At 62.8% G+C, this 24418-nt stretch carries 25 protein-coding genes and 4 pseudogenes; 8 read left to right on the top strand and 21 right to left on the bottom strand.

From position 1 onward, the window contains the following. Window positions 1–5 precede the first annotated feature (5 nt). From EAH76_RS24675 to EAH76_RS23185, 10 genes and pseudogenes are all read right to left on the bottom strand, one after another. Window positions 6–185, bottom strand: coding sequence for a DUF736 family protein (locus EAH76_RS24675; protein WP_241659856.1), 180 nt, complete (start codon window positions 183–185; stop codon window positions 6–8). A 247-nt stretch (window positions 186–432) separates the two neighbouring features. Then, entirely contained in the window at window positions 433–846 is a 414-nt protein-coding gene (locus EAH76_RS23225; RefSeq protein WP_140852643.1) for a hypothetical protein, read from the bottom strand. 20 nt (window positions 847–866) lie between these two features. Beyond that, the gene (locus EAH76_RS23220; protein ID WP_140852642.1) at window positions 867–2015 is read right to left on the bottom strand and encodes a DUF1501 domain-containing protein; all 1149 of its coding nucleotides are present in this window, start codon (window positions 2013–2015) and stop codon (window positions 867–869) included. A gap of 4 nt (window positions 2016–2019) precedes the next feature. Further along, window positions 2020–3406: pseudogene (locus EAH76_RS23215) on the bottom strand (DUF1800 domain-containing protein). A gap of 87 nt (window positions 3407–3493) precedes the next feature. After that, the gene (locus tag EAH76_RS23210; protein WP_140852641.1) at window positions 3494–3940 is read right to left on the bottom strand and encodes a periplasmic heavy metal sensor; all 447 of its coding nucleotides are present in this window, start codon (window positions 3938–3940) and stop codon (window positions 3494–3496) included. Window positions 3941–3943: 3 nt separating this feature from the next. Continuing rightward, on the bottom strand, window positions 3944–4345 hold the full coding sequence (locus EAH76_RS23205) for a hypothetical protein (RefSeq protein WP_140852640.1): 402 nt from the start codon (window positions 4343–4345) through the stop codon (window positions 3944–3946). After that, window positions 4338–4895 (bottom strand): RNA polymerase sigma factor, encoded by a 558-nt coding sequence (locus EAH76_RS23200; RefSeq protein ID WP_140852639.1) that lies wholly within the window; start codon window positions 4893–4895, stop codon window positions 4338–4340. The genes EAH76_RS23205 and EAH76_RS23200 overlap by 8 nt, the downstream gene beginning before the upstream one ends. A 37-nt stretch (window positions 4896–4932) precedes the next feature. Then, on the bottom strand, window positions 4933–5376 hold the full coding sequence (locus EAH76_RS23195) for an EF-hand domain-containing protein (RefSeq protein WP_140852638.1): 444 nt from the start codon (window positions 5374–5376) through the stop codon (window positions 4933–4935). 104 nt (window positions 5377–5480) lie between these two features. Next, on the bottom strand, window positions 5481–5732 hold the full coding sequence (locus EAH76_RS23190; protein WP_140852637.1) for a GCG_CRPN prefix-to-repeats domain-containing protein: 252 nt from the start codon (window positions 5730–5732) through the stop codon (window positions 5481–5483). Between the two features lie 62 nt (window positions 5733–5794). Further along, the gene (locus tag EAH76_RS23185) at window positions 5795–6109 is read right to left on the bottom strand and encodes a hypothetical protein (protein WP_140852636.1); all 315 of its coding nucleotides are present in this window, start codon (window positions 6107–6109) and stop codon (window positions 5795–5797) included. Between the two features lie 341 nt (window positions 6110–6450). Between EAH76_RS23185 and EAH76_RS23180 the strand changes: the two genes are divergently transcribed. Further along, a complete protein-coding gene (locus EAH76_RS23180; protein ID WP_140852635.1) occupies window positions 6451–7269 on the top strand; it encodes an alpha/beta fold hydrolase in 819 nt (272 codons plus the stop codon). After that, a complete protein-coding gene (locus EAH76_RS23175) occupies window positions 7266–8900 on the top strand; it encodes a c-type cytochrome (protein WP_140852634.1) in 1635 nt (544 codons plus the stop codon). Before EAH76_RS23180 ends, EAH76_RS23175 begins: the two co-directional genes overlap by 4 nt. Here EAH76_RS23175 and EAH76_RS23170 read toward each other — a convergent pair. From EAH76_RS23170 to EAH76_RS23150, 5 genes are read right to left on the bottom strand one after another with little or no spacing between them, the layout of a single operon-like run. Then, window positions 8897–9841 carry a hypothetical protein gene (locus EAH76_RS23170; protein WP_140852633.1) on the bottom strand — a complete coding sequence of 315 codons (945 nt, stop codon included), beginning with the start codon at window positions 9839–9841 and terminating at the stop codon, window positions 8897–8899. The two genes, EAH76_RS23175 and EAH76_RS23170, sit on opposite strands and share 4 nt — an antisense overlap. 35 nt (window positions 9842–9876) lie before the next feature. Continuing rightward, window positions 9877–10974 (bottom strand): GNAT family N-acetyltransferase, encoded by a 1098-nt coding sequence (locus EAH76_RS23165; RefSeq protein WP_140852632.1) that lies wholly within the window; start codon window positions 10972–10974, stop codon window positions 9877–9879. Next, entirely contained in the window at window positions 10971–12110 is a 1140-nt protein-coding gene (locus tag EAH76_RS23160) for a hypothetical protein (protein WP_140852631.1), read from the bottom strand. The genes EAH76_RS23165 and EAH76_RS23160 overlap by 4 nt, the downstream gene beginning before the upstream one ends. Further along, the gene (locus EAH76_RS23155) at window positions 12107–12979 is read right to left on the bottom strand and encodes a HesA/MoeB/ThiF family protein (RefSeq protein WP_140852630.1); all 873 of its coding nucleotides are present in this window, start codon (window positions 12977–12979) and stop codon (window positions 12107–12109) included. Before EAH76_RS23155 ends, EAH76_RS23160 begins: the two co-directional genes overlap by 4 nt. Next, entirely contained in the window at window positions 12976–13767 is a 792-nt protein-coding gene (locus tag EAH76_RS23150; protein WP_206667926.1) for a hypothetical protein, read from the bottom strand. Before EAH76_RS23150 ends, EAH76_RS23155 begins: the two co-directional genes overlap by 4 nt. Before the next feature lie 641 nt (window positions 13768–14408). On the opposite strand from EAH76_RS23150, the gene EAH76_RS23145 reads away from it, so the two are divergent. Then, window positions 14409–16997, top strand: coding sequence for a TonB-dependent receptor (locus tag EAH76_RS23145; protein ID WP_140852629.1), 2589 nt, complete (start codon window positions 14409–14411; stop codon window positions 16995–16997). 253 nt (window positions 16998–17250) lie between these two features. Here the strand turns inward: EAH76_RS23145 and EAH76_RS24355 are convergent, their stop codons facing one another. The 3 genes and pseudogenes from EAH76_RS24355 to EAH76_RS23135 all read right to left on the bottom strand — a co-directional run. Beyond that, window positions 17251–17439: a transposase gene (locus tag EAH76_RS24355; RefSeq protein ID WP_206667925.1), complete on the bottom strand. Its 189-nt coding sequence runs from the start codon at window positions 17437–17439 to the stop codon at window positions 17251–17253. Between the two features lie 169 nt (window positions 17440–17608). Further along, the gene (locus EAH76_RS23140) at window positions 17609–18127 is read right to left on the bottom strand and encodes an IS110 family transposase (RefSeq protein ID WP_206667924.1); all 519 of its coding nucleotides are present in this window, start codon (window positions 18125–18127) and stop codon (window positions 17609–17611) included. A 210-nt stretch (window positions 18128–18337) separates the two neighbouring features. Beyond that, window positions 18338–18528: pseudogene (locus EAH76_RS23135) on the bottom strand (transposase); the annotation flags it as partial. Window positions 18529–18619: 91 nt separating this feature from the next. Here EAH76_RS23135 and EAH76_RS24925 point away from each other — a divergent pair. From EAH76_RS24925 to EAH76_RS24915, 3 genes are all read left to right on the top strand, one after another. Next, window positions 18620–18778, top strand: coding sequence for a hypothetical protein (locus tag EAH76_RS24925; RefSeq protein WP_431358017.1), 159 nt, complete (start codon window positions 18620–18622; stop codon window positions 18776–18778). A 54-nt stretch (window positions 18779–18832) separates the two neighbouring features. Then, a complete protein-coding gene (locus tag EAH76_RS24920; RefSeq protein WP_431358016.1) occupies window positions 18833–18991 on the top strand; it encodes a hypothetical protein in 159 nt (52 codons plus the stop codon). 96 nt (window positions 18992–19087) lie between these two features. Then, window positions 19088–19360 (top strand): transposase, encoded by a 273-nt coding sequence (locus EAH76_RS24915; protein ID WP_431358015.1) that lies wholly within the window; start codon window positions 19088–19090, stop codon window positions 19358–19360. A 67-nt stretch (window positions 19361–19427) separates the two neighbouring features. Here EAH76_RS24915 and EAH76_RS23125 read toward each other — a convergent pair whose 3' ends face one another. Beyond that, window positions 19428–20333, bottom strand: coding sequence for a DUF535 family protein (locus tag EAH76_RS23125; protein ID WP_140852628.1), 906 nt, complete (start codon window positions 20331–20333; stop codon window positions 19428–19430). A gap of 277 nt (window positions 20334–20610) precedes the next feature. Here EAH76_RS23125 and EAH76_RS23120 point away from each other — a divergent pair. Next, window positions 20611–21382, top strand: a pseudogene (locus EAH76_RS23120) (IS5 family transposase). Here the strand turns inward: EAH76_RS23120 and EAH76_RS23115 are convergent. Next, window positions 21365–22441, bottom strand: a complete 1077-nt coding sequence (locus EAH76_RS23115; protein ID WP_140852627.1) for a helix-turn-helix transcriptional regulator — start codon at window positions 22439–22441, stop codon at window positions 21365–21367. The pseudogene EAH76_RS23120 and the gene EAH76_RS23115 sit on opposite strands and share 18 nt — an antisense overlap. A 376-nt stretch (window positions 22442–22817) precedes the next feature. On the opposite strand from EAH76_RS23115, the pseudogene EAH76_RS23110 reads away from it, so the two are divergent. Continuing rightward, a pseudogene (locus EAH76_RS23110) lies at window positions 22818–23576 on the top strand (serine hydrolase domain-containing protein). Here the strand turns inward: EAH76_RS23110 and EAH76_RS23105 are convergent. Further along, window positions 23479–24003, bottom strand: a complete 525-nt coding sequence (locus EAH76_RS23105) for a MucR family transcriptional regulator (RefSeq protein ID WP_140852626.1) — start codon at window positions 24001–24003, stop codon at window positions 23479–23481. The pseudogene EAH76_RS23110 and the gene EAH76_RS23105 overlap by 98 nt on opposite strands. Window positions 24004–24418 lie beyond the last annotated feature (415 nt).

Raw genomic sequence — 24418 nt, 5'->3', positions numbered from 1 at the left:
CCGAATTAACGAGATGGCGCCGGCCGGGTCACCTTCGACCAGCGGTCCTGCTTAGCGAGACCAGATGAGGTAAAGCTGCCGTCGTCGGCTTCGACGAGGTTGGCATAGATCAGGGCGTGGAAACCTGGGTCGTCTAGCTTCACGGCCATGTAGGAGCGATCCTCGCGCGAGGTCTTCGGCAGCACCGAGCTCGGTGGTACCGGCGTAAACCCATATAGTCCTGCTGATAACAAAGGCAGTTTTGTCCAAAACCTCGCCCTCCACAGCGATCGCGCTGGCCCGCAGAAGGCGAGCACGTAGCACGTGAACCGATGTCCGCTTTCCTGTGGCGGCAATCTCGCCGTGAATGGAGAGGTTTGGGTCTAGGCGATCGTCCCGTCCGACAATTCGCGCGCTGCACCAAGCGTTCGTCGACGCAGCGCGCGTCTTACATTATTGGCGAGAAGCGACGCTTCTCTCCACTTCGAACCCGACCAGGGCCGCGCAGTTTTTCAGCATTCTCGCCGTATCTGATCGTTCTGCGGTGGCTTGAACGGTGTCTGCGGACGTAAGGTTCGCGATGATCGACTGATGCACGGCACCGATATCGTCCGATATCGCAGCTGCGTCCAAGCCGACGCGCTGCCCGGAAGTCTGGGTCCTCTTCAGGAAAAGCGCCGCTATCGGCGCGGCGTCAGTAGCCGGGATCGTGGAAGGAAGGTCATTCCGCTCAATCGCCACAACAGAAACCGCCGCACACGTCCTGTCTACTTCATACCGTTCCTTCGGGCTCTCGTCCGCCGCAGCAATGGGAACGCTCGTACCCGCTGCGATGATGGCGATGAGGAAATTGGCCTTGCTCTTCATGACTACGCTCCTGCTCGTGATTAGAACTTAATGAGCCCGGACATCGGGCGATCGCTGGTCGCCTGCGCAAACAGCCCGCGTCCAACACGCGCGGGATCGAGCGCGAGGCTTTCCGCCGCGGCGCCAGCGATGAGCGCGTCGAGCGCGCTGGTCGGGTGCAGGTCGCGCGCCTGGTAGAGGTTACCCACCGCGAGGCCCGGCCAATCCGACAGTACCCGGCCGCCCTTGACGGCGCCGCCGACGAGCATCGCGACCGATCCGGTGCCATGATCGGTGCCGCCGGTGCCGTTGACCGCCACGGTCCGCCCGAACTCGGTCGCGAGGAGCACGGTCGTGGTCGCCCAGGCCGCCCCGAGGCCGTCGCGCATCGCTGCGAGCATCGCATCGAGATTCTTGAGCTGGCTCGCGAGCCGGCCCTTCTGCGCGCTGTGCGTATCCCAGCCGAGCGTCTCGAGCATGGCGATCCGCGGTCCGTTGGGCTTGGTCAGGAAGCTCGCGGTGAGGCGGCCGAGGCTCGCCGGATCCTGTCCGGCGGCGGCATTCGCGGCGAGGTTCTTGGTTTCCAGCGCCGCCTGCCAGACCGAGTGGAGCTGCGGGTCGGCATCGTAGAGCGCGGTGACCCGTGTCATCAAATCGTCGGCGGCATGCGGCAAAGCGGAGGGCGCAAACGACGCAACCTGCATGTCCCCGCGCAGCGCGGTCGGCACCGTCGCCGCGATCGCGATCGCCGCGTCGCTCGAGCGCGGCATCATCTTGACCAGCCGGTTGAGCCAGCCGTCGCGCACCGCATAAGGCTGGGCGCCGCCCGTCTCGAGCACGTTCTGCCCGTCGAAATGCGAGCGGTCGCGATAGGGCGAGGCGACCGCATGGACGAACAACGCCTGACCCTGACCGTACATCTTACCGACCTCGACCAGCGAGGGGTGCAACGTGAACATCGCGTCGAGCTTCGTGCCCACGGTGGCATCGCCGATCAGCCCGCCGCGAAGCCCCGCGAACGCCGGGTCGCCGGTCGGGCGGAGGATATCGAGCCCGTCGGCGGCGCCGCGTTGGATGATGAAGACTAAGCGGCGATTGGTCGGCACGGTCGCAAGCGCGAGACCGGGGGCGACGAACAGCGCACCGGCGCTGAGCGCGGCGACGGACAGGAACTGGCGGCGGGCGATCATCGGATCATCTCCTCAGGAATTCTGGCGAAACAAGCATCAGCGCGATCGCGCCGGCGGGACTTTCGGACCGGGCGATCTGCTCGGCGGTGGCCGCGCTGAGCGAGGCAGGCATGATCCGCGGCGCGATGACGCGCGCATCGACGCGCGCACCGAGCGGGGCGGCGAGCCGTTGCGCGATCTCGACCCGGCGCAGCAGCGCATCAGAGCCCGACCAACTCGCGGCGGCGTCTTCCCAGCCGGCGGGTGCGCCCGGCTTCCAGACGCGCTGACCGAGTTGGGTTTGAAGCGCGGCGATCTGCATCGTCCCGACCTGCCGGTGGCCGAGGCCGGGCAGCGACGAAATCGTCCATTCTCAAGGCGTCTTGAACTTGGTCGGTTTCGGCACCCATGCCTCGGGCGACGCGATGAGCGTGCGGTAGACGGTCGGCAGATCACCCTTGCTCCGCGTGAAACTGTCCGCCAGCCGGGCGACCATCGCTGGTGGCGGTTCGTCGCCGGCGAAATGGCGGGCGAGCTTGGTGGCGATGTGGTCGCGGTCGCGGGAGCATGCGCGAAGTCGCCGAGTGCAGCGCGCGCCTGCGCCTCGCCCTCTGGGCATAACGCTTGCCGAGGATCGTCCGCGCGCCGGGTTGATGCTGGGCGCGACGAAACCGGAAGCGATCGGGATCGCCATTTGCCTCGCGTCCGCCGCCGAGACCGTCGACGCTCCAGCCGGTCATAGCGCGGGCAAATTCGGTAACGTCGGCCTGAGTGTACCCGGAGCGGACGCCGAGCGTGTGCAACTCCATGATCTCGCGTGCGAGATTCTCGTTGAGCCCGCGCTTGCGATCGGGACTACGCGCGGCGGCCGGACTATCTGGGCCGATCGACTGGAACTGGTTGAGGTAGATCAGCATCGCTGGGTGCTGTTCGACCGCGAGCGTCATGTCGGCGAAGCTGCCGAGCACGTGCGGGCGGATCGCCTCACGTTCGAAGGCCGCGGCGAAAGCGGTGACGCGTGGATTGTCGGCGGAAATGCAGAAATGGTTCGACCAGAAATGCACCATGCGTTCGACGATGGGCGCTTCGGTCGCGAGCGCGCTGTCAGTGCGGGCCTGGACGCCCGCGCGATAGAGCGCCTGCACATCCTGGCGGAAATACTGGCGGCCCGCCTTCAGGCCGGCCTTGACGTCTTCCGCACCGTCGGGTCGAACTATGTGGCGAGCCGCCTGTCGTTCCTCGCGGTAGCGCTTCACGGCCGCACCAGCGTCGTCGAGAGCTGCGAATCCCGTCGGACGCACATCGAAGTGCGCGAACTGATCGGCAAGCCAACGCTGAGGATCGGCAGGAACGGCCTCGTCGGGTCGCGCGCCAAGGCCGAAGCGGTTGAGCGCTATCGTCGCGGGCGACATGGATGGGAGCTGGGCGGGCAACGGTTGTACCTCGGTGGTGATCCGCTGCCTCTTCAACGCAGCGGTGCCGAGGTTCCGTCGCAACGATCAGTCGGTTGCCGGGCGCGCTTTGTCGGCTCGCCGCTGCATCGCGTCGGCGAGCTTTGCCCGGTCGGCGGGTGGTAGCGTCGCGGCGTAGGCGACGGCGCGCCGTTCCACCGCAGCGCGGACCGCCATGTCGGCGGCGCGTGCGCGGTCGAGCGCGACGACCGCCGCCGCCTGATCGATCGTCGGCTGGCGCAGCAATCGGGCCGCCTCCCGCCGTGCCGCGCGCGCCTCCAAAAACGCGGGGCGCATCGCTCGACGCGTCTGGCGCAGCGCGATCCGGAAGGGGCGGCGCTCGGCCACCGGGAGTTCGGCGCCGGCGATCCGCAGCGACCCTGCGTTGATCATGCGGGCGCCCGATCGCAGCGAGATGACGCCCGCGACCAGCGCCCCCGCCAGAAATAGGTTGAGGATGACCGAGGCGATCAGCGAAATGCGAAGCTTGCCCATCGATCAGGTCTCCGATCCGGCGACGTCGCCGAACGACGTCGCGCTGTCCGATGCGGCCTCGATCGGCGCGGCGAACGCGACCGCAGCGGTCCCGGCGGTTGCGCCGGCAAGCGCGGCGGCAAGTCCGATACCCGACCACCAGAGGCGGGCCTTGGTCATGATCTTGCGCGTCGGTACTGGCGCGCCGGCGATTACCCCATCGCGCAGCAGAAGCGAAGGCGACGCCACGCGCCAAGCATCGAGCGCGCCATCCAGCGCGGATGCGGCGTCGAGGATTTCGCGTGCAGCGGGGTGTGCCGCCAGCGCCATTGCGGCGTCGCGATGCTGTTCGGGCCAGCGCGCAACGACGCCGCCATAGGCATCGGCGAGCTCTTGAAAGCGCGCGAGGGTTAGTTGGTCACGCATCCGTCGCCTCCTGCGGTTCGGAGAGTTTCGCACGCAGCGTGCGGCGCCCTCGCGCCAATAGGGATTCCAGCGCCTCTACACTGATATCCAGCGCCGCGGCAGCATCCGCGCCGGACATATCCTGATAATGAACTAGCAGGATCGCTTCGCGCTGGCGCTCGGACAGTTCCGCGATCGCGTTCGCGACGGCATCGCCGCGTTCGGTCTCGATCAGCCCAGCCTCTGCATCGGGCGAAGGATCGACCGGCTCTTGCATGGCATCGCCCGTAATCTCGCGTCGACGCCGCAACCGGTCGCGGCACAGGTTCAACACGACCGTATGCAGCCAAGTGTCGAACTTCGCGCGGCCAGGCTGCCAAGCGCCCGCAGTTCGCCAGATACGGACGAAGGTCTCCTGTGCAATATCCTCGGCTTCGGTCGTATCGCGCAACATGCGCGTCGCCAGGCTTAGGATTCGTGGAAGTTTCGCGGCCACGAGCATACGCGTCGCGGCAGGTTCGCCGCGCCCGACGCGCTCGATCAGCCTCGTGTCCGGATCGTGATCGGCCAAATGCGTGCCGCCTTATGCCCATACCGTCCGATCCATATCAGGATTCCGCGCCGTCGCCTGCATTCGGGCCCTTGCGCGCATGGGCGGCCGCGCGTTCGTCGGCGCTGAGCAACCCGTCGCCATTCGTGTCGAGGCGTTTGAACCGCCGGCTGAGCATCGCATCGATCTCTGTTTTGTCGAGCATGCCGTCGCCATTCGCGTCGAGCTTGGCGAACCGTTTGGCGGGATCGTGCTTGCCGGCCTTGGCAGCAGCTATGAACTCTGCGCGGCTGACCTTGCCGTCGCCATCGGTATCGTTGGCGAGAACCTTTTTCTCATGCCGCGAGACAAAGGTCGACGCCGGTACGCTTGCCGTCGTGGTCTTAATCGCGCGGTTCGACGGGGCCGACTGATCTGCGGGTTGCGCGCATGCAGCAGCGGGGGCCAGTACGGCCAGCGCCAGGGCAGTGCGTCCCAGCAGTATCGGCGATGTGGTTTTCATTAAAACTACCCTTACGTGATCGGGTCGCCGCTCGCACGGCATGGCCTGTTCCGAAATGGGATGCCGCAGGGACGCGGACGTGCTGTCCCTGCGGCGGACCAGCCTTAGCGATAGCGCCAGCCGCCATGCCAGCGATAGCGATGACCGTAATAGCGGCGACCATCCCAATAGCCGCGCCCGGGGTAGAAAACGCCGATCCGCACGCCAGGGGCGACGACCACGCCGCCGCGATTGGGGCGGCAATAGCCCGCCGGGCCGCGATGCGCACCGACGCCGCAACCTTGGCGGGCTTCCGCGGGTGCGATCGATGTCAATGCTGCTCCGGCCGCGATGGCGGCCAACAGTAATTTTTTCATGATGGTTTCCTCACTTCATGGTCGATCACCGGCGGCGAATACGCCGCCCGGGTACCATTTCTTCAGTAGCGCCGGCCGTTATGCTTGCTCCGGTAGATATGGGCGCTGGCCCGATCCTGCCGGCTCTCGAGCCGCGCGCGTTGATTGCCGTTGAGGCGACCGCCATTATTGGCTCGCATTCGCGCCTCGGTCGCATCGATACGACCCTGTTGGCGCTCGTCACGGACAGCTTCTCCAGCAGTCAGGCGACCGCTTGTAACGCCCTGGTCGATGCGCTCCTGCTGGCGTGCCTGACGTTGATTGACGCTCTGCGCCTGCGCTGTCCCGGCCAACATCAAAGCCGCAGTCAGGGCGGCGGCGTAGCGTAGTTTGATCATCTCACTCTCCTCGTTACTCCCCCTTCAACGGCGCACTTGTCCCTTTCCGTCGCGGCGGCACGCGAAGAGAGAAATTTTATGCAATGTCGTTGCTGCCCCTCGATCCCGGATCCATCAAAGGTACCGGCCAAGGATTAATGGACCTCCGCTTATCAGCATTGGGAGCCCGCCCCGGAGCGTCCGACTTTGGGTCAATCCAACGGACGGCAGGGAAACCAAGAGAGCTCTGGGGTGCCAGCCACCGTACAGCTCGAAATTTGCGCTGCAATGGGAGCGTTTGCCGACATGGAGGTATGCGCGCAGTAATGATCTCGTAGTTGGTCTCGTGTATCTATGGCCTCATGAATTTGACACATCTGGTCAACGGCGAACGGACACGCATTTGCGACACCGGTGGCGAGCAGCCAGTTCTGGTGCTTGTGCACGGCTTGGCGAATAGCATCGAGATATGGGACCGGATCGTGCCGCGATTGTCGCGTCGGTTTCGCGTGATCGCGTTCGACCTGCCCGGGTTCGGCCAAGCCTCACGCCCCGACGCCGCTTATGACGCACCCTTTTTTGCAGACCAACTGTCCGCGGTGCTCGACACGTTGAAGATCCGGCGAGCGCATCTCGTCGGTAGTTCGCTCGGCGCAAGCGTAATCCTGCGCTTTTCCGAACAGTCGCCCGACCGGATCGATCGCGCCGTGCTCGCCGCACCCGGCGGGTTCGGGCGGCGGACTCATCCGTTAATGCGACTGCCAGCCTTACCGCTGATCGGCGACTGGCTCGGGCGGCCGACACCGTTCAACAATGCACTGACGCTGAAGCTGGCGATGTGCGATCCTGTGCAGGTGACCCCGGACCTGCTCGAACTGACCAACCGCTTTGCGCGCGTTCCCCGCAGCGAACGCTCATTCGTGCGGACACTGCAGACCGGCGTTGGGCTGTTCGGCAGCAAGGACTGCGCCAGCGTCGCGCGGATCGCGGAACGACTGGATCGGCCGACCTTGGTCGTATGGGGACGGCAGGATCGCGTTTTCCCGCCGCTCTATGCCGAGCGCGCTGCTGCACTCCTGCCGCGATCGTCGCTCTGCCTGATCGATCGCTGCGGGCATTATCCACATTGGGAGCAGCCCGAGGCGTTTGCGACCGCAGTCGAGGATTTTCTGACGCGATGAAGCGCCCGTGGTGGGTCCTCGCGGCGTCAGCACTGGTCGTGATCGTCGTCGCGCTGTGGGGCACCGCGCGCTGGACAACTGAGTCGCTGACCCGGCCCGCAATCGACACGGACGCGCCCGCGGCGATGCGGGGCGCCGCTGCCTTCGAGGGCGCGGGGTTCGGCGGCATCGGCATGGATGCGCTGTCCAGCAATGCCGTCCCGTGGCGGCTGGTCGCGGCCGCCTTGGTGCTCGAGGAGCGGCGCCGCGATCCGCGCGCACCGCTCGATGCCACGACGCTCGACCGGGTGTTGCGCCGCTTCGGCTTCCTGACCGGCGCCACAATCGTCAACCGGCCGCCCGGCGCGTCACCGACGGCGACCGGGCTGCCGCTCGGCATCACCGCTGGCGATGTCGCGCCAATCGGGGGCAGCGTGATCCGCGTCGCCAACCTCGGGTGCGCGGCGTGCCACGCCGGCGTGACTTATGCGGCCGACGGGCGCCCGCTGCACGATCGCGCGATGCTCGGCATGCCCAACAGCTCGATCGATCTGGAAGCCTATACGCTGGCGATCTTCCGCGCGTTGCGTCGCTTTGCCGGATCTGACCAGCTGCTCCCCGCGGTGGCGACGCTGTATCCAGAGATGAACTGGCGGGAGCGCGCGAGTTTGCGCTTGCTGGTGCTACCGCTCGCGCGCAAGCGGCTCGCGGAACTGGCGGGCGTCGACCGGCCTCTGCCGTTCCCGAATGGCGCGCCGGGCAGCACCAACGGCGTCGCGGCGCTGAAGGCCGCTCTCAATCAGCCAATGCTCGGCCACGGCCGGGACGATGCAGGCGTGGTCTCGATCCCTGATCTGGGCGACCGCGTGTGGCGCACGAGCTTGCTCGCCGACGGTGCCTATGCGGTCCCGGGGCAGCCAAGCCAGTCAGCGACCACCCCGGCGATGATCACCGCGGTGCATCTGCGCTCGCTGGCTGCGATAACAACTTTCTTCACGGTGCCGAGCATGGGTGTCCACCCCGACAAGGCGATTGCCAGCCTCGACGACGCGACCGCGATCATGGACTTCTTGAAGGGCTATCGACCGCAGCGCTTCCCGGGCACGATAGACCCGGCACAGGCCACGAGAGGCGGCGTGGTATACGCCCGGCAATGTGCCGCGTGTCATGGGAGCTACAGCGCCGGCCTCACACCGCGATTGACGCGCTTTCCCAATTGGCAGGGCGGTGTCGGTACCGACCCGCTGCGCGCGGCGGTGTTCGATCGCAGCTTGGCCGACGCTGTGGCCGGGACAGCCTATCGCACACGCATCGCCGTACGGACCGGGCACGGCTATGTCGCGCCGCCGCTGACCGGAATCTGGGCGTCGGCGCCGTATCTGCACAATGGATCGGTGCCGACGCTGGCGATGTTGCTGGCGCCGGAGACGCGGGTACCGCGCTTCATGGTCGGCGGGCATGCGCTCGATTTTGCCACTGTCGGGGTGAAACTCACGCCGAACGGTGCGTATCCAAGCGCCTATCGGCCGTTTTCGCAAGCTAGTTGGATCGACACGCGGTCGGCCGGACGGGGCAATGGCGGGCATCGTTTCGGCGAGGTGCTGTCGAAACGCGACCGCGCAGCGCTGATCGAATATATGAAACTGTTCTAGACGAGAGTTTCGTCGAGGCTACGTCTAGCCCGTTCGATGGCGCCGCCGACGGGGCGGCGTCCGATGCGAAACGCGCTGACGATGCGGCGCCCATCGGGAACGCCTGCCATCCGCGCAATTTCCTGCGCCGCCCTGGGGTCGTCGGCGAGCGCTGCGAGCACAGCGGCGCCAAAGCCGGCGCGCTCGATGCCAAGCCACAACCGATAGAAAGCCACGCCGCTCTCGAACGGGGCTTCGCCCACCGAACGGTGGAACACCACCACGCCCGTCGCAGCAACGATCTTCTTGCCCTCGGCAAGCAAGCCCGGCGCCACGCCGCACCAATCGAGCACGCCGAACGCAGACCCCAGCACGACCGACGCGCCGATCGCCTCGACCCGTCCGAGCGCCATCGCTGCCGCGTTGAGACCGTCGCGGTTCCAGCGCGGATGACCGGGAGTGAAGCGCATCCAGGAGCGAAGCTCGGCACGGAAGGCATGGTCGCGCATGTAACCGTAGCTGGCGGCGTCGTAGAGGTGCGCAGCCTCCGTCAGCGCAGCCGGATCGCTGATGACGGCACAGTCTGGCCCTGAGAGGTGCTGCACATCCGCGCGATCGGTCAGACTGCTCATGGCAAATCCGCAGCGCCAAGAAGCGCGTGTTGCGACCTGCGCGGCGAGCACGTCCGGGGGTATTCCAGCTTCGATGACCAGGAAGCGCGCCACCGGAACCAGCGCCGCGTCGGTTTGCGTCGGGGCCGCATGCGTTTCCAGCGCGAGCCCCATTCGGCTCGCGGCGATTCGTAGTCCCTCGGCGGCGGCGCCCAGGCTGATGCCGGCATCGTTGCCGCGTGGGTCACCGACCGAGAGGCGCGTGCGCACATCCTCGAAAAGGTCTATCGTGACGGAGTCGACGATCCGCCAGCGTGCCGGCTGGACGTTGTGAACGCTCGGCGCGAGCATCGCTTCGGCGACCAAAGCACGCAGGGCTTCGGCGTTCATGCCAGATCCTTGCGATACAGATGCAGTTTCTGCAAAGGCTTGGCGCCGAGCCGCTCCATTTGGCGCAGGCTCGCGGCGTTGCCGTCGGCGATCCAAGTGATACCGAGCCGTTCGTAGCGCGCATCGCGAAGCGCAGCGACGGTGCGCGCGAGCATCGCTCCCATCACGCCCTGTCCGTGCATGTCGCTGGCCACTGAATAAAAAATGATGACTGCCCGGCGCCGGCGCAGGCGATACCGCAAGTAATGATACGCCGTGGTGAGCCCGATGCGCGAGCGCGTCGCCGCGAGGAGGCCATTGAGATCGGGGATGCAGATAATCGTGCCGACCGGGCGCCCTTCGCACAACAGCACCGACGACAGTCGTGGATCGAGGATCGACATCATTTCCCCCGCCTGGAATTGAAATTCGTCGGCGGTCAGCGGCACGAACATCGGATTGGCGGCAAAACCGTCGTTGAGCACGAGCCGCGCTTCTTCCATGCGCGCGGCGAAGCTGGCCCGCTCGATCGGCGCGAAGCTGAACCCGGACGTGGGATCGAGCGGACGCGCGGTGAAGGTCGTCGCGGTAGCGAGATCGAGCTCAAAGGTGCGCATCGGGAAGAACCGTTCGAAACCGTTCGCTTCGAGTAGGCGGGGCACATGGGGTGGATTGATTACCATGTCGGTATAGCTGCGCGCACCGAAACCATCGGTTTGCACGCCGGCCTGCTGCATCGCGGTCAGGTTGAAATTCCCGACCAGTTCGCGCTGCCCCTGCGTCCGCGCGAAATCGCTGGCGGCATCGAGCAGCCGCTGCGCCGCTTCGGCATCGTCGGCGCAGTCGAAGAAGCCGAATTGCGCGCGCTGCGTACCGTGCAGCACATTCGACTGGCGATGAACGTGCGCGACGATTCGTCCGATCGGTCGGCCGCCCCGATGCGCGCTCCAGAAAGCGAAGGGGTTTCCCGCGATCCATAGCGGATTCTTCGCCGGATCGAGCATCCGCACGATGTCGCTCCGAAGCGGCGAGACGTAGCCGTCGGCAGGGTGATAGGCATTGAAAGGCGCGTCGAAAAAGGCGGCAACATCACCTTGGCGGAGTTCGAGCGTCATGCTGCACGCTCGATCAAACGCGCGGCAAGCGCAAGCTCGTCGTCCAGTCTGGGCGAAGTCAGGCTTCCGGCTGCCACCGCCAGCAGTCGCGGCGGGGTACGCGACAGGCGAATGAGATGGGTCGCGGCGTATGCGTCGAGCAAATCGCGGGCGGCGTCGCGCGTTTCGGCATCTCCCGTCGAGGCGCTGACCACGCGAAAAGCGAGCACTCGAGTAATGCTCGAGTCTGGATAGCCAGCGAGTTCGGCCGGACCCAGCAGCCGCCCAGAGGCAAGGATCGGGTGGGCCGCGATCAGCGTATCGAGGTCATCGGAGGGGGCATGGGCGAGCGCCGCGATCAGCCCGGTCGCATCGCCGCCGCCACCTGCACGGGCGACGATCAGCAGCAGGCCGGCGATCGCGGTGCAACCCGCAGCGACAAGGAGGGCCGGAATTTCCGACAAGCCGTGAAGCGCCGAGAACGCTATGCCAACGCCGATGCCGCCCGCGCCTGCGGCAATCGCGAGGTCGGCAAGCAACCGTCTGGGTGTCCCGTCGCCCGCCGCGAGCCGCGCGGTGGCGAGCGCGAGCAGCAACGCCGCAAACGCACCGCCACGGACCGGCAGACCCGGCAGCACCGCCGCAAAATCGGAAGCGGCCAGCGGGATCGTCAGCAGTATTGCGAGCAGGACGGTGTCGCTGGTGCGCCGTTCGCCTTGTCCAAGTCCGGCGCGATTGTGCGTGAGCAGCGCCACCATCACCGCGAGCATCGCCAGTTGATACAATGCCAGGGCCAGTGCAGCGGCCGCGGTCCACACCAGTCCGAGTGTCACCGCCAGGATCGAAAAGCCGACTGCACCGGCTAGTGCGAGCAACTTGACCAGTCGGGGGGCATGCCGGCGACGCAATTGCTCGACCAACCATAGCGTCGCGATTGGCAGCCATGCGGCGACCCCCATCAGCGCAATCATCACCGGGGTAGCGCTCACCCATGGCGCGACCAGCCGCAACGCTAGCAGCAGCGCGACCAGCGTATACAGCGTACGCAATCGCGCCGCGACCGACGAGCGCGCCGCCATCTGCGCCACGCCGTGTCGCGCCGCCAGCACGGCCAGCAGCGCGATCGCGGTAATAATCGCAGCGACGGCTTCGTTCATCCCATCATCCGGGTCAACAAGCGCCGCACGGCAAAGCCGCGGATCGCCGCAACCAGCACCGAGCGTGGCCGTTCGACCGCGACGCGATGCGGGTTGAAGAAATAGCCCCGATGATCGGTGCCGCCCTTGCGGTCGAGCAGGATGTGCACGGCTTCCTCGGCCATCATTGTCCCTGCCATCGTTACCATCGTCGAGAACGAAAAGCGCGAACGCTTGCCTGCGGCGACCTCCGCAGCGATGTCGAGATCGACATACAGATGCGAGGAACTGTGCGTCAGCACATAGGCGATCTCGCGCTGCAAACAGTCCTTCCGCATCTCCGCTGTCACCTGCGTCCAGTCGGTTCCGACGGTCAAATAGCCCAGCCGTTCCTCGAGCCGGGGCGCTTCGGGTCGCACTACGGTGACCGAGGGCAGTGGGGACGCATAGGCATCGATCACAGTGCGACCCTGCGCCCGGGCGCGACGGTAGAGATGCACGCCGGCCGCGGCATCGTCCATGCCGTTGACCGCGACCTGACTGTCGGCAAGCAGGCGGTCCAGATCGTCGGTCCATTCGCGACCTAGCACTTCGATCTGCACTTCCGGGTTGATCGTCAGCGCGGTATCACGCGCCACCTCGGCCTTGGGTCGGCCGACCCCAGGCAAGGTCGCGAACATCTGCCGGTTGAGGTTCGACACTTCGAACGTGTCGATATCAGCGATGATGAAACGCCCGACTCCGGCGCGCACCAGCGCCATGAATGCCGCGCCACCCATGCCGCCCACGCCGGGGATGAATACGCGTGCCTCCCGCAGCCGGGCCTGGTCGGCTGCGGTGACGAAGCCGCGGTTGCGCGTGGTCATTTCGGTATAATCGAAGCTGGTCATCGGGCAGGTCTCAATCGTCCCAGGGGTTTGTCGGCGTCGAGCCACTGCAGCAACGGCGCAAGCACCGCCTGCACGCCGATCATCAGTCCTTGTGCGGCGAGTTGCGGCAGCGCGCCACGCGGGACGCTGCGTGCAAGGAAACGGCGCGCGCTCCCCAGATCGAGCCGGCCGATCTGGAGGACGTCGTCGCCGCGCTCATAATCGAGTACCGCCGCGCAGAACGTGTTGTAGCGCGCGTCGCGATGCTTGGCTGCGACCGCGAAGCTCTTCTTCAGATTGTCCGAGCCGCCGGTATAGGCATTGGTGATCACTTGAGCCTCTGCGTCGAAGCCGGCATCATCGCTCACGCCGAACGCCGCGCGTTCTCCCGCCATGATCTGGTGCGCGAGATGGCGATGCGCAAAGCTCGGCGTGGTCCCGGCCTGGCCGGGATAAACCTGGTCGAACGTCTCGGCGATCATCCCGACCACTGCTGGGACTTGGGTTACGCTGCTAATCCACAACGGCCGCAGTCCGCCGCGCACGAAGAGGGCGAAGCACGTGAGGCCATAGAGGATCCACGACAGCCCGCCGCCGCGTTCGCGGGGATCGACCATCACCAGCCCGAGATGGAGGACGTGACTGGCTTGACCGCCCCGCGAGACCGGCAGCAGCGGCATGGCGTTGAAGGCGATCGGCCGGCCATCGTCAGCGCGCCGGATCAGCGTGATGACGCTGCGATTCCACGCTGCCCCGCCTTGGGCAAACAGGCCATAATCGAGTTGATTGCCGTTCAAGCAGCTGGCCACTACGGCTCGGCAGGCCTCGACAAGTGCATTCAGGTCTCGCTGATCGAGCCAAAGACCCGGACATTCGACGATCTCGACCGAATGATCTCGGTCGGGCCGAAAGCGCAGTCGAAGAAAATCGCCGCGCAGCGCCTGAAAGATCGTCGATGGCTGCACGCGGCTCCCCCCAATCGGGCGGAGCCTACGATCAGATCCTTAAATATTGTAAGAAGATCGGCGTATTATATCGGGTTTCGTAAAACGCGCCTAGAGAAGCCCTCTTTGCATTGTCGACCGAACGCGATCCAAGACACGCCAAAATGCAAGCTGAATGAACGGCGGAATTCCGGAAACGGCGAGTGTGGCGCGAATGACCGGAAGTGGGTCCAGACCGCCACCGTCTGGCGGACGTTGTCATGGAAGGGCTGGTGGGCCGATGCAGACGGATCAGCGTCGCGATGACGACGGTGTCCGCCTTGTGACGATGAATATACCAAAGCGCCTAGTGGAGCGCATATCCTGACGACACAAATCGAATTTGCAGCATACCGAAAGCACGAATTCACATGGATGTCATAGAAATATCACGTTTGTGAGTGCAACTTCCGACCAACGGCCAAGCCGGTTTGAGCTCGTAAAGAAGCTCGCTTTTGGAGAGTTGCATGAAAGTTCCCAGCGAGCTGCGGTTTGCCTTGTCGACCGCAGCGCTTGTTATTGGCGTGCAGGCGACGGGAGCGTCTGCGCAATCGACACCCCGTGGCCCCGTCGCACCTGACGCAGGTCCGCAGCGCCCGGTTGCCGCTCCGCCATCGAGCAATGCCGCGGCCTTACCGGGACAAAATGTCGACGACATCATCGTCACCGCGCAGAAGCGCAGCCAGAGCTTGCAGAACGTGCCAATCGTGGTGACAACGGTGACCAAGCAGTTGCTGCAGGATTCGGGCGTCAAGGACATCAAGGACCTTGCCTTGCTGGCGCCGGGCCTGCTTGTCACCTCGACCAGCAGCGAAGCCTCGACCACCGCCCGCATCCGGGGGATCGGTACGGTCGGAGACAATCCGGGGCTCGAATCCTCGGTCGGCGTGGTGATCGACGGCGTCTATCGCTCGCGCAACGGCGTCGGCTTCGGCGACCTCGGCGACGTCGAGCGGATCGAAGTGCTGAAGGGCCCGCAGGGCACGCTGTTCGGTAAGTCGGCGACTGCGGGCGTGATCAACATCATTACCGCGCTGCCGCAGTTCAAGTTCGGCACCAATGCTGAATTCACCGCGAGCAACTATGGCGGCTTCGGCGGCGCGGCCGAAGTGACCGGCCCGCTGTCCGACAAGCTCGCCGTCAGCCTCTATTTCGCCGATCGCCAGCGTGACGGCTTCTTCAACGTGAACACCGGGGCCGGACCGCGCGCCGACACGCGCGACACCGACCGGAATTTCTACACCGGCCGCGCGCAAATTCTCTACAAAGCGACCGATGCGCTTACGCTGCGGCTGATCGGCGACATTTCGCACCGCAGCGAGAATTGCTGTATCGCCGTCATCACCCGCGCAAGCCAGGCGCCCGCGCCAAACCTCGCTCAGAACATCGTGGCGGCACTCGGCGGCAATGACGGCAACCCTACCCGCCCGTATGACCGCACCGCCTATTCGAATTGGCCCGATCATCAGACGATCGTCGACAAGGGCGTGTCTCTTCAGGCAGATTGGACGGTAGGCCCGGGTTCGCTCACCTCGATCACGGCGTATCGCGACTGGAAGACGCGCGGCGGCTTCGATGCCGATTTCTCGACCGCAGACATCGATTACCTGCCAGACGACGACCGCAATTCGTCGCAGTTCCGCACTTTCAGCCAGGAACTGCGCTACGCCGGCACCGCCGGCAAGCTCGACTATCTGGTCGGCGGTTTCTATTCGCACGAACGGCTGCGGCAGAACACCGCCGTGCTGGTCGGCTCGCAATTCACGCCGTATCTCAGCCTGCTGTTTTCCTCACTTGTCGAGGGCCATCCCGACCCGACCTTCCTGCGCACTGGGCTCACCTTCCCGTTCGTCGGCGGCGTCAATTACGCAGCCAACAGCGGCGGGGTCGATCGCTATCGCCAGACCGACGACACCTACGCGATCTTCACCGACAATACGCTGCACCTCAGCGACAAGTTCTCGTTACAGGGCGGCGCGCGCCTCAACTTCGACGACAAATCGCTGGACCAGACGAGCACCAATATCGGCGGAGGCGCCGGCTGCGGGGCGGCGAATGCCGCGTTCGGCATCCTCAACGGCGCGAACCCAACCGCAGCCGCGCAACTCGCCTCGGTCAATGAAACGATGTGCCTGCCTTTCCTCAGCCCAGGCTATAACAATTTCACCAACCAGCAGAAGGAAAGCGAAACCGCGCTGACCGGAACCGTCAAGGCGGTCTACCGCTTCGATCGCAATCTGCTGGTTTATGCCTCGTACGCACGCGGATACAAGGCCGGCGGCTTCAATCTTGACCGCGTGCAATGCACGGTCGGCGAGCCTGGTTGCGCAGTGGGCAGCGCAGCGGTGATTACCCCGATCCGGAACACGAAATTCGGCCGCGAGACTAACAATTCGTTCGAGCTTGGCGAAAAAGCGACGCTGTTCAATCGCAAGCTGCTGTTCAACGTGTCGCTCTTCTATCAGCGTTATGCCGGCTTCCAGCTCAATTCATTCAACGGGTTGGTGTTTGTGGTCGATTCCATCCCGCACGTTGTCAGCAAGGGTATCGACACCGATTTCGTGTGGTTCGCGACGCCCAGGCTGAGCTTCCAGGGCGGCCTAACCATTGCCGACACGCGCTACGATCTGACCACGTCCGAGCTCGCCGGGCTCAAGCTCCGCACGGGTTTCCAGGGTGGGCAATATTCGCGGCTCTCGCTCGCCCCGCTCTATTCGGCTTCCCTGTCAGGTACCTACACCCAAGATTTGGGCGACACCTACAAGGCGCGCTTTACGATGGGCGCGAAATATTCGTCGCGCTACAATACCGGCTCGGATCTCGATCCGGGCAAAACGCAAAAAGGCTATATCGTCTCCAATATCCGGCTTGGCATTGGGCCACGCAACGATCGCTGGAGCCTTGAAGGCTGGGCGGATAACCTGTTCGACACCAACTACAAGCAGGTGACGTTTGATTCAGGCTTCCAGAACGTGCCAACGAATGCGACCGGTACACTCGATGCGTTTCTTGGCGCGCCGCGCACATACGGTCTGACCTTACGCGTCGAATATTGAATCGACATCACAGTAGCCGTCAGTGCGGGTTTGTATCGAGTTCCGTAGCGAATTCGGTGTCGTGGTAGCGATCTAACCGGTTCTCTACGAAGGTGCGCTTAGGCGGCTGTCGGGGCGTGGGGAGGCGGCACGCTGTCGTTTCCCCAACGTCGCCTGATGGCAAAGCCGTAAGATTGACCTGTGCGAATGATGAAGCTGTGGCCACTGATTAACGGGGGGGCTTTTGGGGGTGTGACAAATTGTCGCTAGGCTCTCATCCGATTTTGGTTGGGATTGCAACGTCGAGATCAAAATTCGACGTGTTCGAGAAAGGTTTAGGGCTCGCAAGGCCGGTAATCAGGCTAGGCAGATAGGCCATCAACTGTGGGGCAGTGTCGAAGCGCATGACGTCGCCAATCTCGACCACTAAGGTGACAGCCGTAATGAGCGCAACACCGCGCATTGCCTGCTAGGCTTCGACGACCGGGCCCATCGACCAGGGTGCCATAGCCTCAGCGACCTGCTTTGTAAGCCGGTCCAGGCGAACCGCGGCATCCTCAATTACTTGGATGTATTCCACCAGCACGATGTTTTGAGCCGGGTGGGCAAAAGATTGGATCGCCAACCATCGGCTATGCCCCCGCGTCGAGGGCGAGCGACCGGCATAAATTCGACCATGCCTCAGAAGGAAGGACTGAAGGTGCTGTCGCGCTTTTTCTCAAGCCGTCGTTTGCGACCTCTCGCGCTCGTACCAGATCGCGAATCGCCTCATGCGTTTCGTCTGGTACCCAGACCGCGGTCAGCTCGCCAGCCCGATGGAGCCGGGCTAAGCTTACAGCATCTCGACGGTTGGTCTTGACCCGGTCGCCCGGACGCTTGGGAATGAGCGATGGCGCCACCACCTCGCAGCAGTGACCCAGCTCAATGATCTGGCGGTAAAGCTCGTATCCGGTCGGACCAGACTGATAGCAAAAGTGAAGCTTGGCGCCTCGCTTTGCCAGTTTGGCCGCCATCGATGCCACCGATGCCGGCTCGGCTGAGATGTCGCCAAAAAACCGGACTTCGCCATTCCGTTCGCCATCGGCAACAGCAACCGAAATCTTTAACGTTGACGTATCGAGTCCGACGAAAAGTTCGCTATCCTCTTCCATGGTCTGCCCTCGCTTAAGCCTAGGGCTAGGTGCCGGCCCATCCGGCGCAACCCCGTATCTTGCTTACTACGGGGGCGGGCCACCTTGGCAGCACGAAATACGGTCTTTTGGGCGCTTAGCAATCACTTCTAGCCCTTCGTTAATAGCGTGGGTGAGGGCTTTGAATGCCTGCCTGAGCGGAAACTCGCGGTGCAGCCGCCCAATCTCCTACTGCTCGGGCTTCATCTGGCCGTTGCCAGGGCATGCGACTGGGGATTAGCTTCCGCTTCGCGGCCCCATTTGCGCAGCACGCTCTCGTGCAAGTCCAGGTCGCGCGCGGCCTGTGCCACCGCCACGCCCCGATCGCGGACCAACTTTCCCGTCTCGAGCTTGAACTCTCGGCTGAACTTCCGTCGTTGCATTTAGACCCTACGGTTCCGAAAACACCTTTAGGGTCAGGACCCATTGATGTGAGAGGCGCGATCTGATTCAGGCTCTGCGAAGAGACTCGCGATGAGCGACCTGTATTGGCTGAACGACGAGCAGGTGGCGCGGCTCGAGCCGTATTTTCCCAAAAGCCACGGCAAGCCCCGGGTTGATGACCAACGGGGGCTGAGCGGCATCGTTTTCGTAAACCGCAACTGGCTGCGTTGGTGCGATGCGCCCACTTAGTACGGGCTGCACAAGATACTCTACAGCCGGTGGAAGCGGTGGGGCGAGAGGGGCGTGTTCCTGCGGATGATGGAAGGACTGGCCGCTGCGAGCGCCACGGCCAAGACGATCATGATCGACGCGACCTATTTCAAGGCACGCCGTACAGCATCGAGCCTGCGCGTGAAAAAGGGGATCTCGGGTGGCTCATCGGTCGCACCAAAGGCTGCATGAACATCAAGCTCCACGCCTTCACCGAAGCGAACGGTCGCCCGCTGAGTTTCTTCATGACCGCTGGCCAGGTCCGCGATTTACACAGGCGCGGCCGCAATGCTCGGTGATCTGCATAAGGCGCAGTGGATGCTTGCCGACCGCGGGTACGACGCAGACTGGTACAGACGCGCTTCAGGCAAAAGGCATAAGGCCCTGCATTCCGCGACGAAAATCCCGGAACGTGCCATCACATACGACAAGGGTCTCTACCGAAGCCGCAGCCGCATCGAGATCATATTTGGCCGCCTGAAGGACTGGCGCCGCGTTGCACCCGCGACGATCGATGCCCAACGGTCTTCCTCTCCGCTATCGCGCTTGTTGCCACCGTGATCTTTTGGCTCTGATCACGAGTCCTTAAGCTAGCGCGATCAGAAGGCCGCCATGCGTCCTACGACGATCAGTCGGCATTGTTCAGTAGAGCATCGCGAGAGCAATCAGTTATTTGCTCAAGTAAGGAGCTTCTCAACTTACGCCGTCGCTCCTTACGTCGGCGATGAGCGGATGAAACGGACTGGCTATGAATGTCATCTGATTGGCTTAGTATCAAATAAAACTCGTTGGGCAATAGCTGGCCGCCATTGCTGGTCCACAGATCATTATATTGCGTCTTCATTCGATCGCCGGCATAGCTCGATGATACGTGTTGGCTAGACGAAACACCGTAAACTGTCTCGACGCCGATTACAGAAGCGATGGCCCTAGCTGCCAAAATAAGAATTGTCGCTGGGGAGATGTCGGAGTTGAGCTTCGCCGCATGCCTTATTGCATCCTGCGATTGATAAACTCCTTGGACGCCACCGATAATGCAACGAGCGTTTGAAGTATGTCCTCGGATCCCTAAACGACAAAAGGAAAGACTTAGATGATAGACTGCAGTGCCATTAAAATAAAATGATATTTGCCACTCGCCCTCAAGGGGTGATATCACATTTGAATGTAGAGTGATATTACAGTGACACTCATCAGAAGTTATATGCCATATAACTAAACCTGTCGAAACAATTCTGTTAAGAATCTTATTCGGGATAACCCTACTAACAAGGCGATAATGAGAAAGGATCGCTTCTCGTTTTTGCGCGCTATCGAATGACCGGGAAAGATACCTTCCGAGGTATTTGAAGTTATTGAAACGCTTTAAATCGATAAGGCCTAAATGGCCATAAAATTCCAATTCCTCCATATAGGAAACGTGCGCAGGAAAGCTCTTTAATAGGGAAACTGTTTTTTTTGTCCGTTGTATAAGATTCGCCACTCCTCGATTCCGCTTTTGAATCGAGCCAGTTACCGTTGATCCTTTGCTCATGATGACGCCCCTATTTACAAAACGGATGTATCATGATGTTCGTGACCCGCGCCCCCTATTTGTGGTAGATCGCGTCACTTCGACGGACTCGTTTAAGACCTGCCGCGGATCACGTGCGTTGACTTTCGCTAGAGAAAGCAATGAAATGCTTGCGCTTGAGAGAGGCAAGAAACGCTGATGTATACTAGGCCGTGAATCCATAAACGGGTTTCCCGGGATCGTACTTTTCTGATTAAGACTCGGCACTAACCGATATGATCGGCCGACGGAGTGGCGCATGATCGAGCCGCTGTTACCCAGCAAGCCCAGAGGCGTTGCGCGCGTCGATGATCGCCGGGTATTGAACGGCATCCTCTGAATGTTGCGGTCGGGCGGGCCGTGGCGCGATCTGTCTGAGCGGTGTGGTCCACGCACGAGGTGCTACCTCCGCTTTTCCCCATGGCGCAAAGCTAGCGTTTGGGGCAGGCTGATGGACGCCCTCACCGCGGCGTACGATGGCGCCATTCAGATGATCGACAGCACTTCCATCCGGACGAACCAACAGGCCGCGGCCGCAAACAGGGGGACGTGGATCATTGCCTCGGTCGCTCCCGGGGCGGTCTAACGACCAAGATACGTGCGCTCGTCAATGTGCAAGAGCTCCCGAATTGGCGCTGCCTGACAGCAGGACAGTCACATAATGGGCCGGCCGCATATCGGCTGCTGGAGCGCCTCGATCCCAGTGCCATCGTCCTGGCCGCTAGGCTCATGACACCGATGACATCCGCGATCTGATCAAGGCGCAGGGTGCAATGCCGAACATCCCGGCCAAATAAAATCGCAAATCGAAGCCCTGCGTCAGCAAGGTACTCTATCGCGAACGCAACTTTGTCGAGCGCTTCCTCAGAAAGCCCAAGCACTTCGGGAGAATCGCGACCCTATACTGCGGACTCACGGATAACTTCTTCGCAATCTTCCAACTTACCTCAATGCGGCTGTGGCTTCACGCTTATGAGTCTAAAACCAAGGGAAAGGGGCAAGCGCCTGCCAAATCAGATTGGTTGTCCTAATCCGAGCAGCAATCGAACTAGTTCCGCCTGCCGTCGCACTCCGGTTTTTAGAAACACATTGCGCAGGTGGGTGCGTGCAGTGCCATCGGCGATTCCGAGTAGAACGGCAGCATCGCCTAGCGCGTTACCTTCAACCAAATTGCGGACCAACCGTGCCTCAGCGGGAGTTAAATCGAAAAGTAGGCGCAGGAGGTCGGCCCCGGGAATGCTGGCATTCGCCGCTTCGGCGCCAAGCAGGAGCACGCCTTCCGCCTCGAAGATATCGCGCGCGTTCAGCCGCAGAGGCAAAAGGTGGATGACGCACGCCGCCCTATCGTCCGTGGCCGCTATGACGATTGAACGTCCGTTGCGCCTATCGGCGGTAGCAGCAAGGGCGCTTACGAAGCGCGCCTGCAGAGAAGGATCGGCGAAGCACAAACGGCCGAACCGCTCAAGAAGTTGTATGCTGAGTCGAGCCTGGAAGCGCTCGTTCATCGCTCGAATGCGACCGTCCAAGCCAACGATCGCGGCTGGGGTTCCCGACAGGTCGAGCGCGGCAATCGCCGTGGCTGCGCGGCTGTTCCGCAAGCGGGCGCTCAGGCTAAAGGCTCTTCCAAGTGGCGCGCGTAGCGAATCAAGCCAAGGGAGGGCGCGTTCCGGCGCAGCGTGCGACTGCCAGCCCTCTAGCGCTACATGCAGAGCGTCTTCGTGAGTCCCTTGGATGACAGTGGCCGCTCCGCCAAAGAGCCCGCGCGGCCCGAGAAACTCAGCGTGGACTGGCAGACGTTGGAGTTCTTCGACCGCGCGATAGGCCGTCTCAGAGCGGAAGCCCGGATACTGTTCAGCGTAGAGATCCGCGGTGCGGACTGGATCCGCGCCCCAGCCAGCACCCATATAATCTGCGACATCGGCTTCGAGTCTCGGTGACGCTATCCAGCTTACAGCATTGGGCGCCTGTTGAACGAATACGGCGCCCTTGGCTCCTACGCGATCCGAGATTTCGTGCAACACGGCCGGCCAGAGTTCAGGGAGCGCTGCGGCTTCGTAAATACGCTCGATCAGCGTCGGCTCTATCGTCATCCCCGCCCTTTTCCGTTCGCTTCCCCACACAGCGCGCCATGGGCACGCCATGCGGAAGTGATGGTACCAAGTTTAAGCCATCGACCAACGTCAAAGTACTTGTCGTTTTGATTACACTGCTCCCAAAAGCTGAACGAGCGTTACCCACCGAGGCTGCGTGAGAACGGTGGTCGAGCAGCGCTGATACCCGATCGCTTATGACAGGAAGCGGCGCCGCCCCTGCTATAGGTCCAGCCAAGTTCGTTTCCCTCCGTCAGGACGACACCCATCGTCAATCGTTGCCGGTGTTTCCATTCAGCCCGAGCGACGCGCCGATCACTAGCCTAGTCGCGTTGAACCCGTATGCCGGTAAGCAGGTTGCTAATAGGAGTTGATAATGGATTTGGTGTCCAGGCGGACAATGCTCGCTGCCTCGTGCTTCGGGACGCTCGCCATAGCCGTGGCAGCAGGTGCAGCAACCGCGACGACGCCCAGCACCCTTGCCAACTTGCCCACCTGGATGGATTTGGCGTCCGTACCGGGCGTGAGCTGGGCAATGCTGGACGGCTCCGGCCCAATCTCGTGCGGTGCGGTCGGTTTTGAAAAGGCTAATGCGGTGCTCGCGACACCCGAAACTCTGTTCGAAGCGGCATCACTGTCCAAAATCGTTCTGGCGGTCGCGGTCCATGACATGGTGCGGGAAGGCCTGATCGACCTAGATCGACCGGTAGCGAAGCATGTCGCGTTCACAGACGATGCCGCGACGCGAGCGATCACGCCTCGCCACCTGCTCTCTCACTCTAGCGGCCTGACCAATTGACGCGACGAAGCGGGCGAGCCGCTAACGAGCGCGTTCGCTCCCGGCACCCGCTTCCGCTACGCTGGCGAGGGTTTCGTCCTGCTCGGCCGGTTGGTCGAGGCAGTTTCGGGCCAGACCGCCGCTCAGGTGGTCGAGACGCGGGTCCTGCGACCCGCAGGAATGAGCCGAAGCACCTATGGATGGGCGCGGGGCACCGAGCCGGCCGTCGCGTGGGCACACGACGGAGGCGGCGGTGTACTCATCGACAAAGGTCTCGCGGGCTATGCGATTCGTCGCGATGATGGCTCGCCGAAGCCAGTCGACCGGTGGACGCTAGACGAACGGGAGAAGTCGTAAAGCCGCCGAAATGACGAGCGTCGGTTTGATTCTGCCCCTTCGACCTACCCAAGCCATTCGCCTTCGCCAAACCAGATCGTTTCGCGCTGTAATCAGCAGATACCATCGAATAAGAAACGGGGAGTGACCATTTTGCACGATACTCGTCGGCGGTCAGGTCGTGCGTTCCGAGGTGCTTGCGAAGTGCCTTGAAGCGCTTTCCGCATTCAAGGCAGCCAACCGAGCCAGGCTTAACGCTCGCCCGGATCGTCATAGCGGGCGCTGGCACGTCTTCCATACCGGTTGGCGCACTCGTGCCCTCAAGCCCCGCTAAGCTCTCATAAACGGTCATAATGAGTTGCGGAATATCCTGCGAAGCAACGACATTTGAGGTCAGGTGGGCGGCAACAATATCGCTTACGTGAATTAGTAACTTTAAATCAGCCATGTTTTACCAGTTACGCTGTTATGGAGTAGTCCCAGTTACACTTTTTATAACGCAGCCACAGTGACATTCGTCATACGGCCGCGTGAGCTTCAAGCCAAAATCGGATTGTGAATGAACGGCGGCTTCTCTATCGCGGCCTGAGTCAACAGGCGCAGGCCACTTTCCGCCGCCGCGAGTGCGCCGGTCTGACGAATTGGTAGGCAACGAAGTTCAAATACTGTTTTCTGCCGAGCTTGAGATCGTCACACGGGGTTCGTGCTTCTCTCCGGGGTCGGCACGTAGCCGCCCCATGATGGGGTAAGAGAAAGCGGCGTGGATCAATCTTTTGGACGCCTTTGTTCGTAAGAACAGGGCTGCCGCCATTACGATCTCACACCACCTTCGTCCCCGTGAGGACCTCTTCCTGCCGAGGCAG

Origin of the sequence: Sphingomonas glacialis (assembly GCF_006439055.1) — a bacterium.
Taxonomy (GTDB): domain Bacteria; phylum Pseudomonadota; class Alphaproteobacteria; order Sphingomonadales; family Sphingomonadaceae; genus Sphingomonas; species Sphingomonas glacialis_A.
The sequence above is the reverse complement of the archived record's forward strand: the minus strand, read 5'-3'. Positions and strand labels throughout refer to the sequence as shown.

Excerpts from the sequence above, each read along its gene's own strand:
- EAH76_RS23225 (WP_140852643.1), bottom strand. The coding sequence starts at position 846 with ATGAAGAGCAAGGCCAATTTCCTCATCGCCATCATCGCAGCGGGTACG.
- EAH76_RS23155 (WP_140852630.1), bottom strand. The coding sequence starts at position 12,979 with ATGACCAGCTTCGATTATACCGAAATGACCACGCGCAACCGCGGCTTC.
- EAH76_RS23175 (WP_140852634.1), top strand. The coding sequence starts at position 7,266 with ATGAAGCGCCCGTGGTGGGTCCTCGCGGCGTCAGCACTGGTCGTGATC.
- EAH76_RS23160 (WP_140852631.1), bottom strand. The coding sequence starts at position 12,110 with ATGAACGAAGCCGTCGCTGCGATTATTACCGCGATCGCGCTGCTGGCC.
- EAH76_RS23140 (WP_206667924.1), bottom strand. The coding sequence starts at position 18,127 with ATGGAAGAGGATAGCGAACTTTTCGTCGGACTCGATACGTCAACGTTA.
- EAH76_RS23205 (WP_140852640.1), bottom strand. The coding sequence starts at position 4,345 with ATGCGTGACCAACTAACCCTCGCGCGCTTTCAAGAGCTCGCCGATGCC.
- EAH76_RS23170 (WP_140852633.1), bottom strand. The coding sequence starts at position 9,841 with ATGCTCGCGCCGAGCGTTCACAACGTCCAGCCGGCACGCTGGCGGATC.
- EAH76_RS23185 (WP_140852636.1), bottom strand. The coding sequence starts at position 6,109 with ATGATCAAACTACGCTACGCCGCCGCCCTGACTGCGGCTTTGATGTTG.
- EAH76_RS24915 (WP_431358015.1), top strand. The coding sequence starts at position 19,088 with ATGCTCGGTGATCTGCATAAGGCGCAGTGGATGCTTGCCGACCGCGGG.
- EAH76_RS23115 (WP_140852627.1), bottom strand. The coding sequence starts at position 22,441 with ATGACGATAGAGCCGACGCTGATCGAGCGTATTTACGAAGCCGCAGCG.
- EAH76_RS24925 (WP_431358017.1), top strand. The coding sequence starts at position 18,620 with ATGAGCGACCTGTATTGGCTGAACGACGAGCAGGTGGCGCGGCTCGAG.
- EAH76_RS23125 (WP_140852628.1), bottom strand. The coding sequence starts at position 20,333 with ATGAGCAAAGGATCAACGGTAACTGGCTCGATTCAAAAGCGGAATCGA.
- EAH76_RS23195 (WP_140852638.1), bottom strand. The coding sequence starts at position 5,376 with ATGAAAACCACATCGCCGATACTGCTGGGACGCACTGCCCTGGCGCTG.
- EAH76_RS23220 (WP_140852642.1), bottom strand. The coding sequence starts at position 2,015 with ATGATCGCCCGCCGCCAGTTCCTGTCCGTCGCCGCGCTCAGCGCCGGT.
- EAH76_RS23190 (WP_140852637.1), bottom strand. The coding sequence starts at position 5,732 with ATGAAAAAATTACTGTTGGCCGCCATCGCGGCCGGAGCAGCATTGACA.
- EAH76_RS23165 (WP_140852632.1), bottom strand. The coding sequence starts at position 10,974 with ATGACGCTCGAACTCCGCCAAGGTGATGTTGCCGCCTTTTTCGACGCG.
- EAH76_RS24355 (WP_206667925.1), bottom strand. The coding sequence starts at position 17,439 with ATGCGCGGTGTTGCGCTCATTACGGCTGTCACCTTAGTGGTCGAGATT.
- EAH76_RS23210 (WP_140852641.1), bottom strand. The coding sequence starts at position 3,940 with ATGGGCAAGCTTCGCATTTCGCTGATCGCCTCGGTCATCCTCAACCTA.
- EAH76_RS23105 (WP_140852626.1), bottom strand. The coding sequence starts at position 24,003 with ATGGCTGATTTAAAGTTACTAATTCACGTAAGCGATATTGTTGCCGCC.
- EAH76_RS23180 (WP_140852635.1), top strand. The coding sequence starts at position 6,451 with ATGAATTTGACACATCTGGTCAACGGCGAACGGACACGCATTTGCGAC.
- EAH76_RS23145 (WP_140852629.1), top strand. The coding sequence starts at position 14,409 with ATGAAAGTTCCCAGCGAGCTGCGGTTTGCCTTGTCGACCGCAGCGCTT.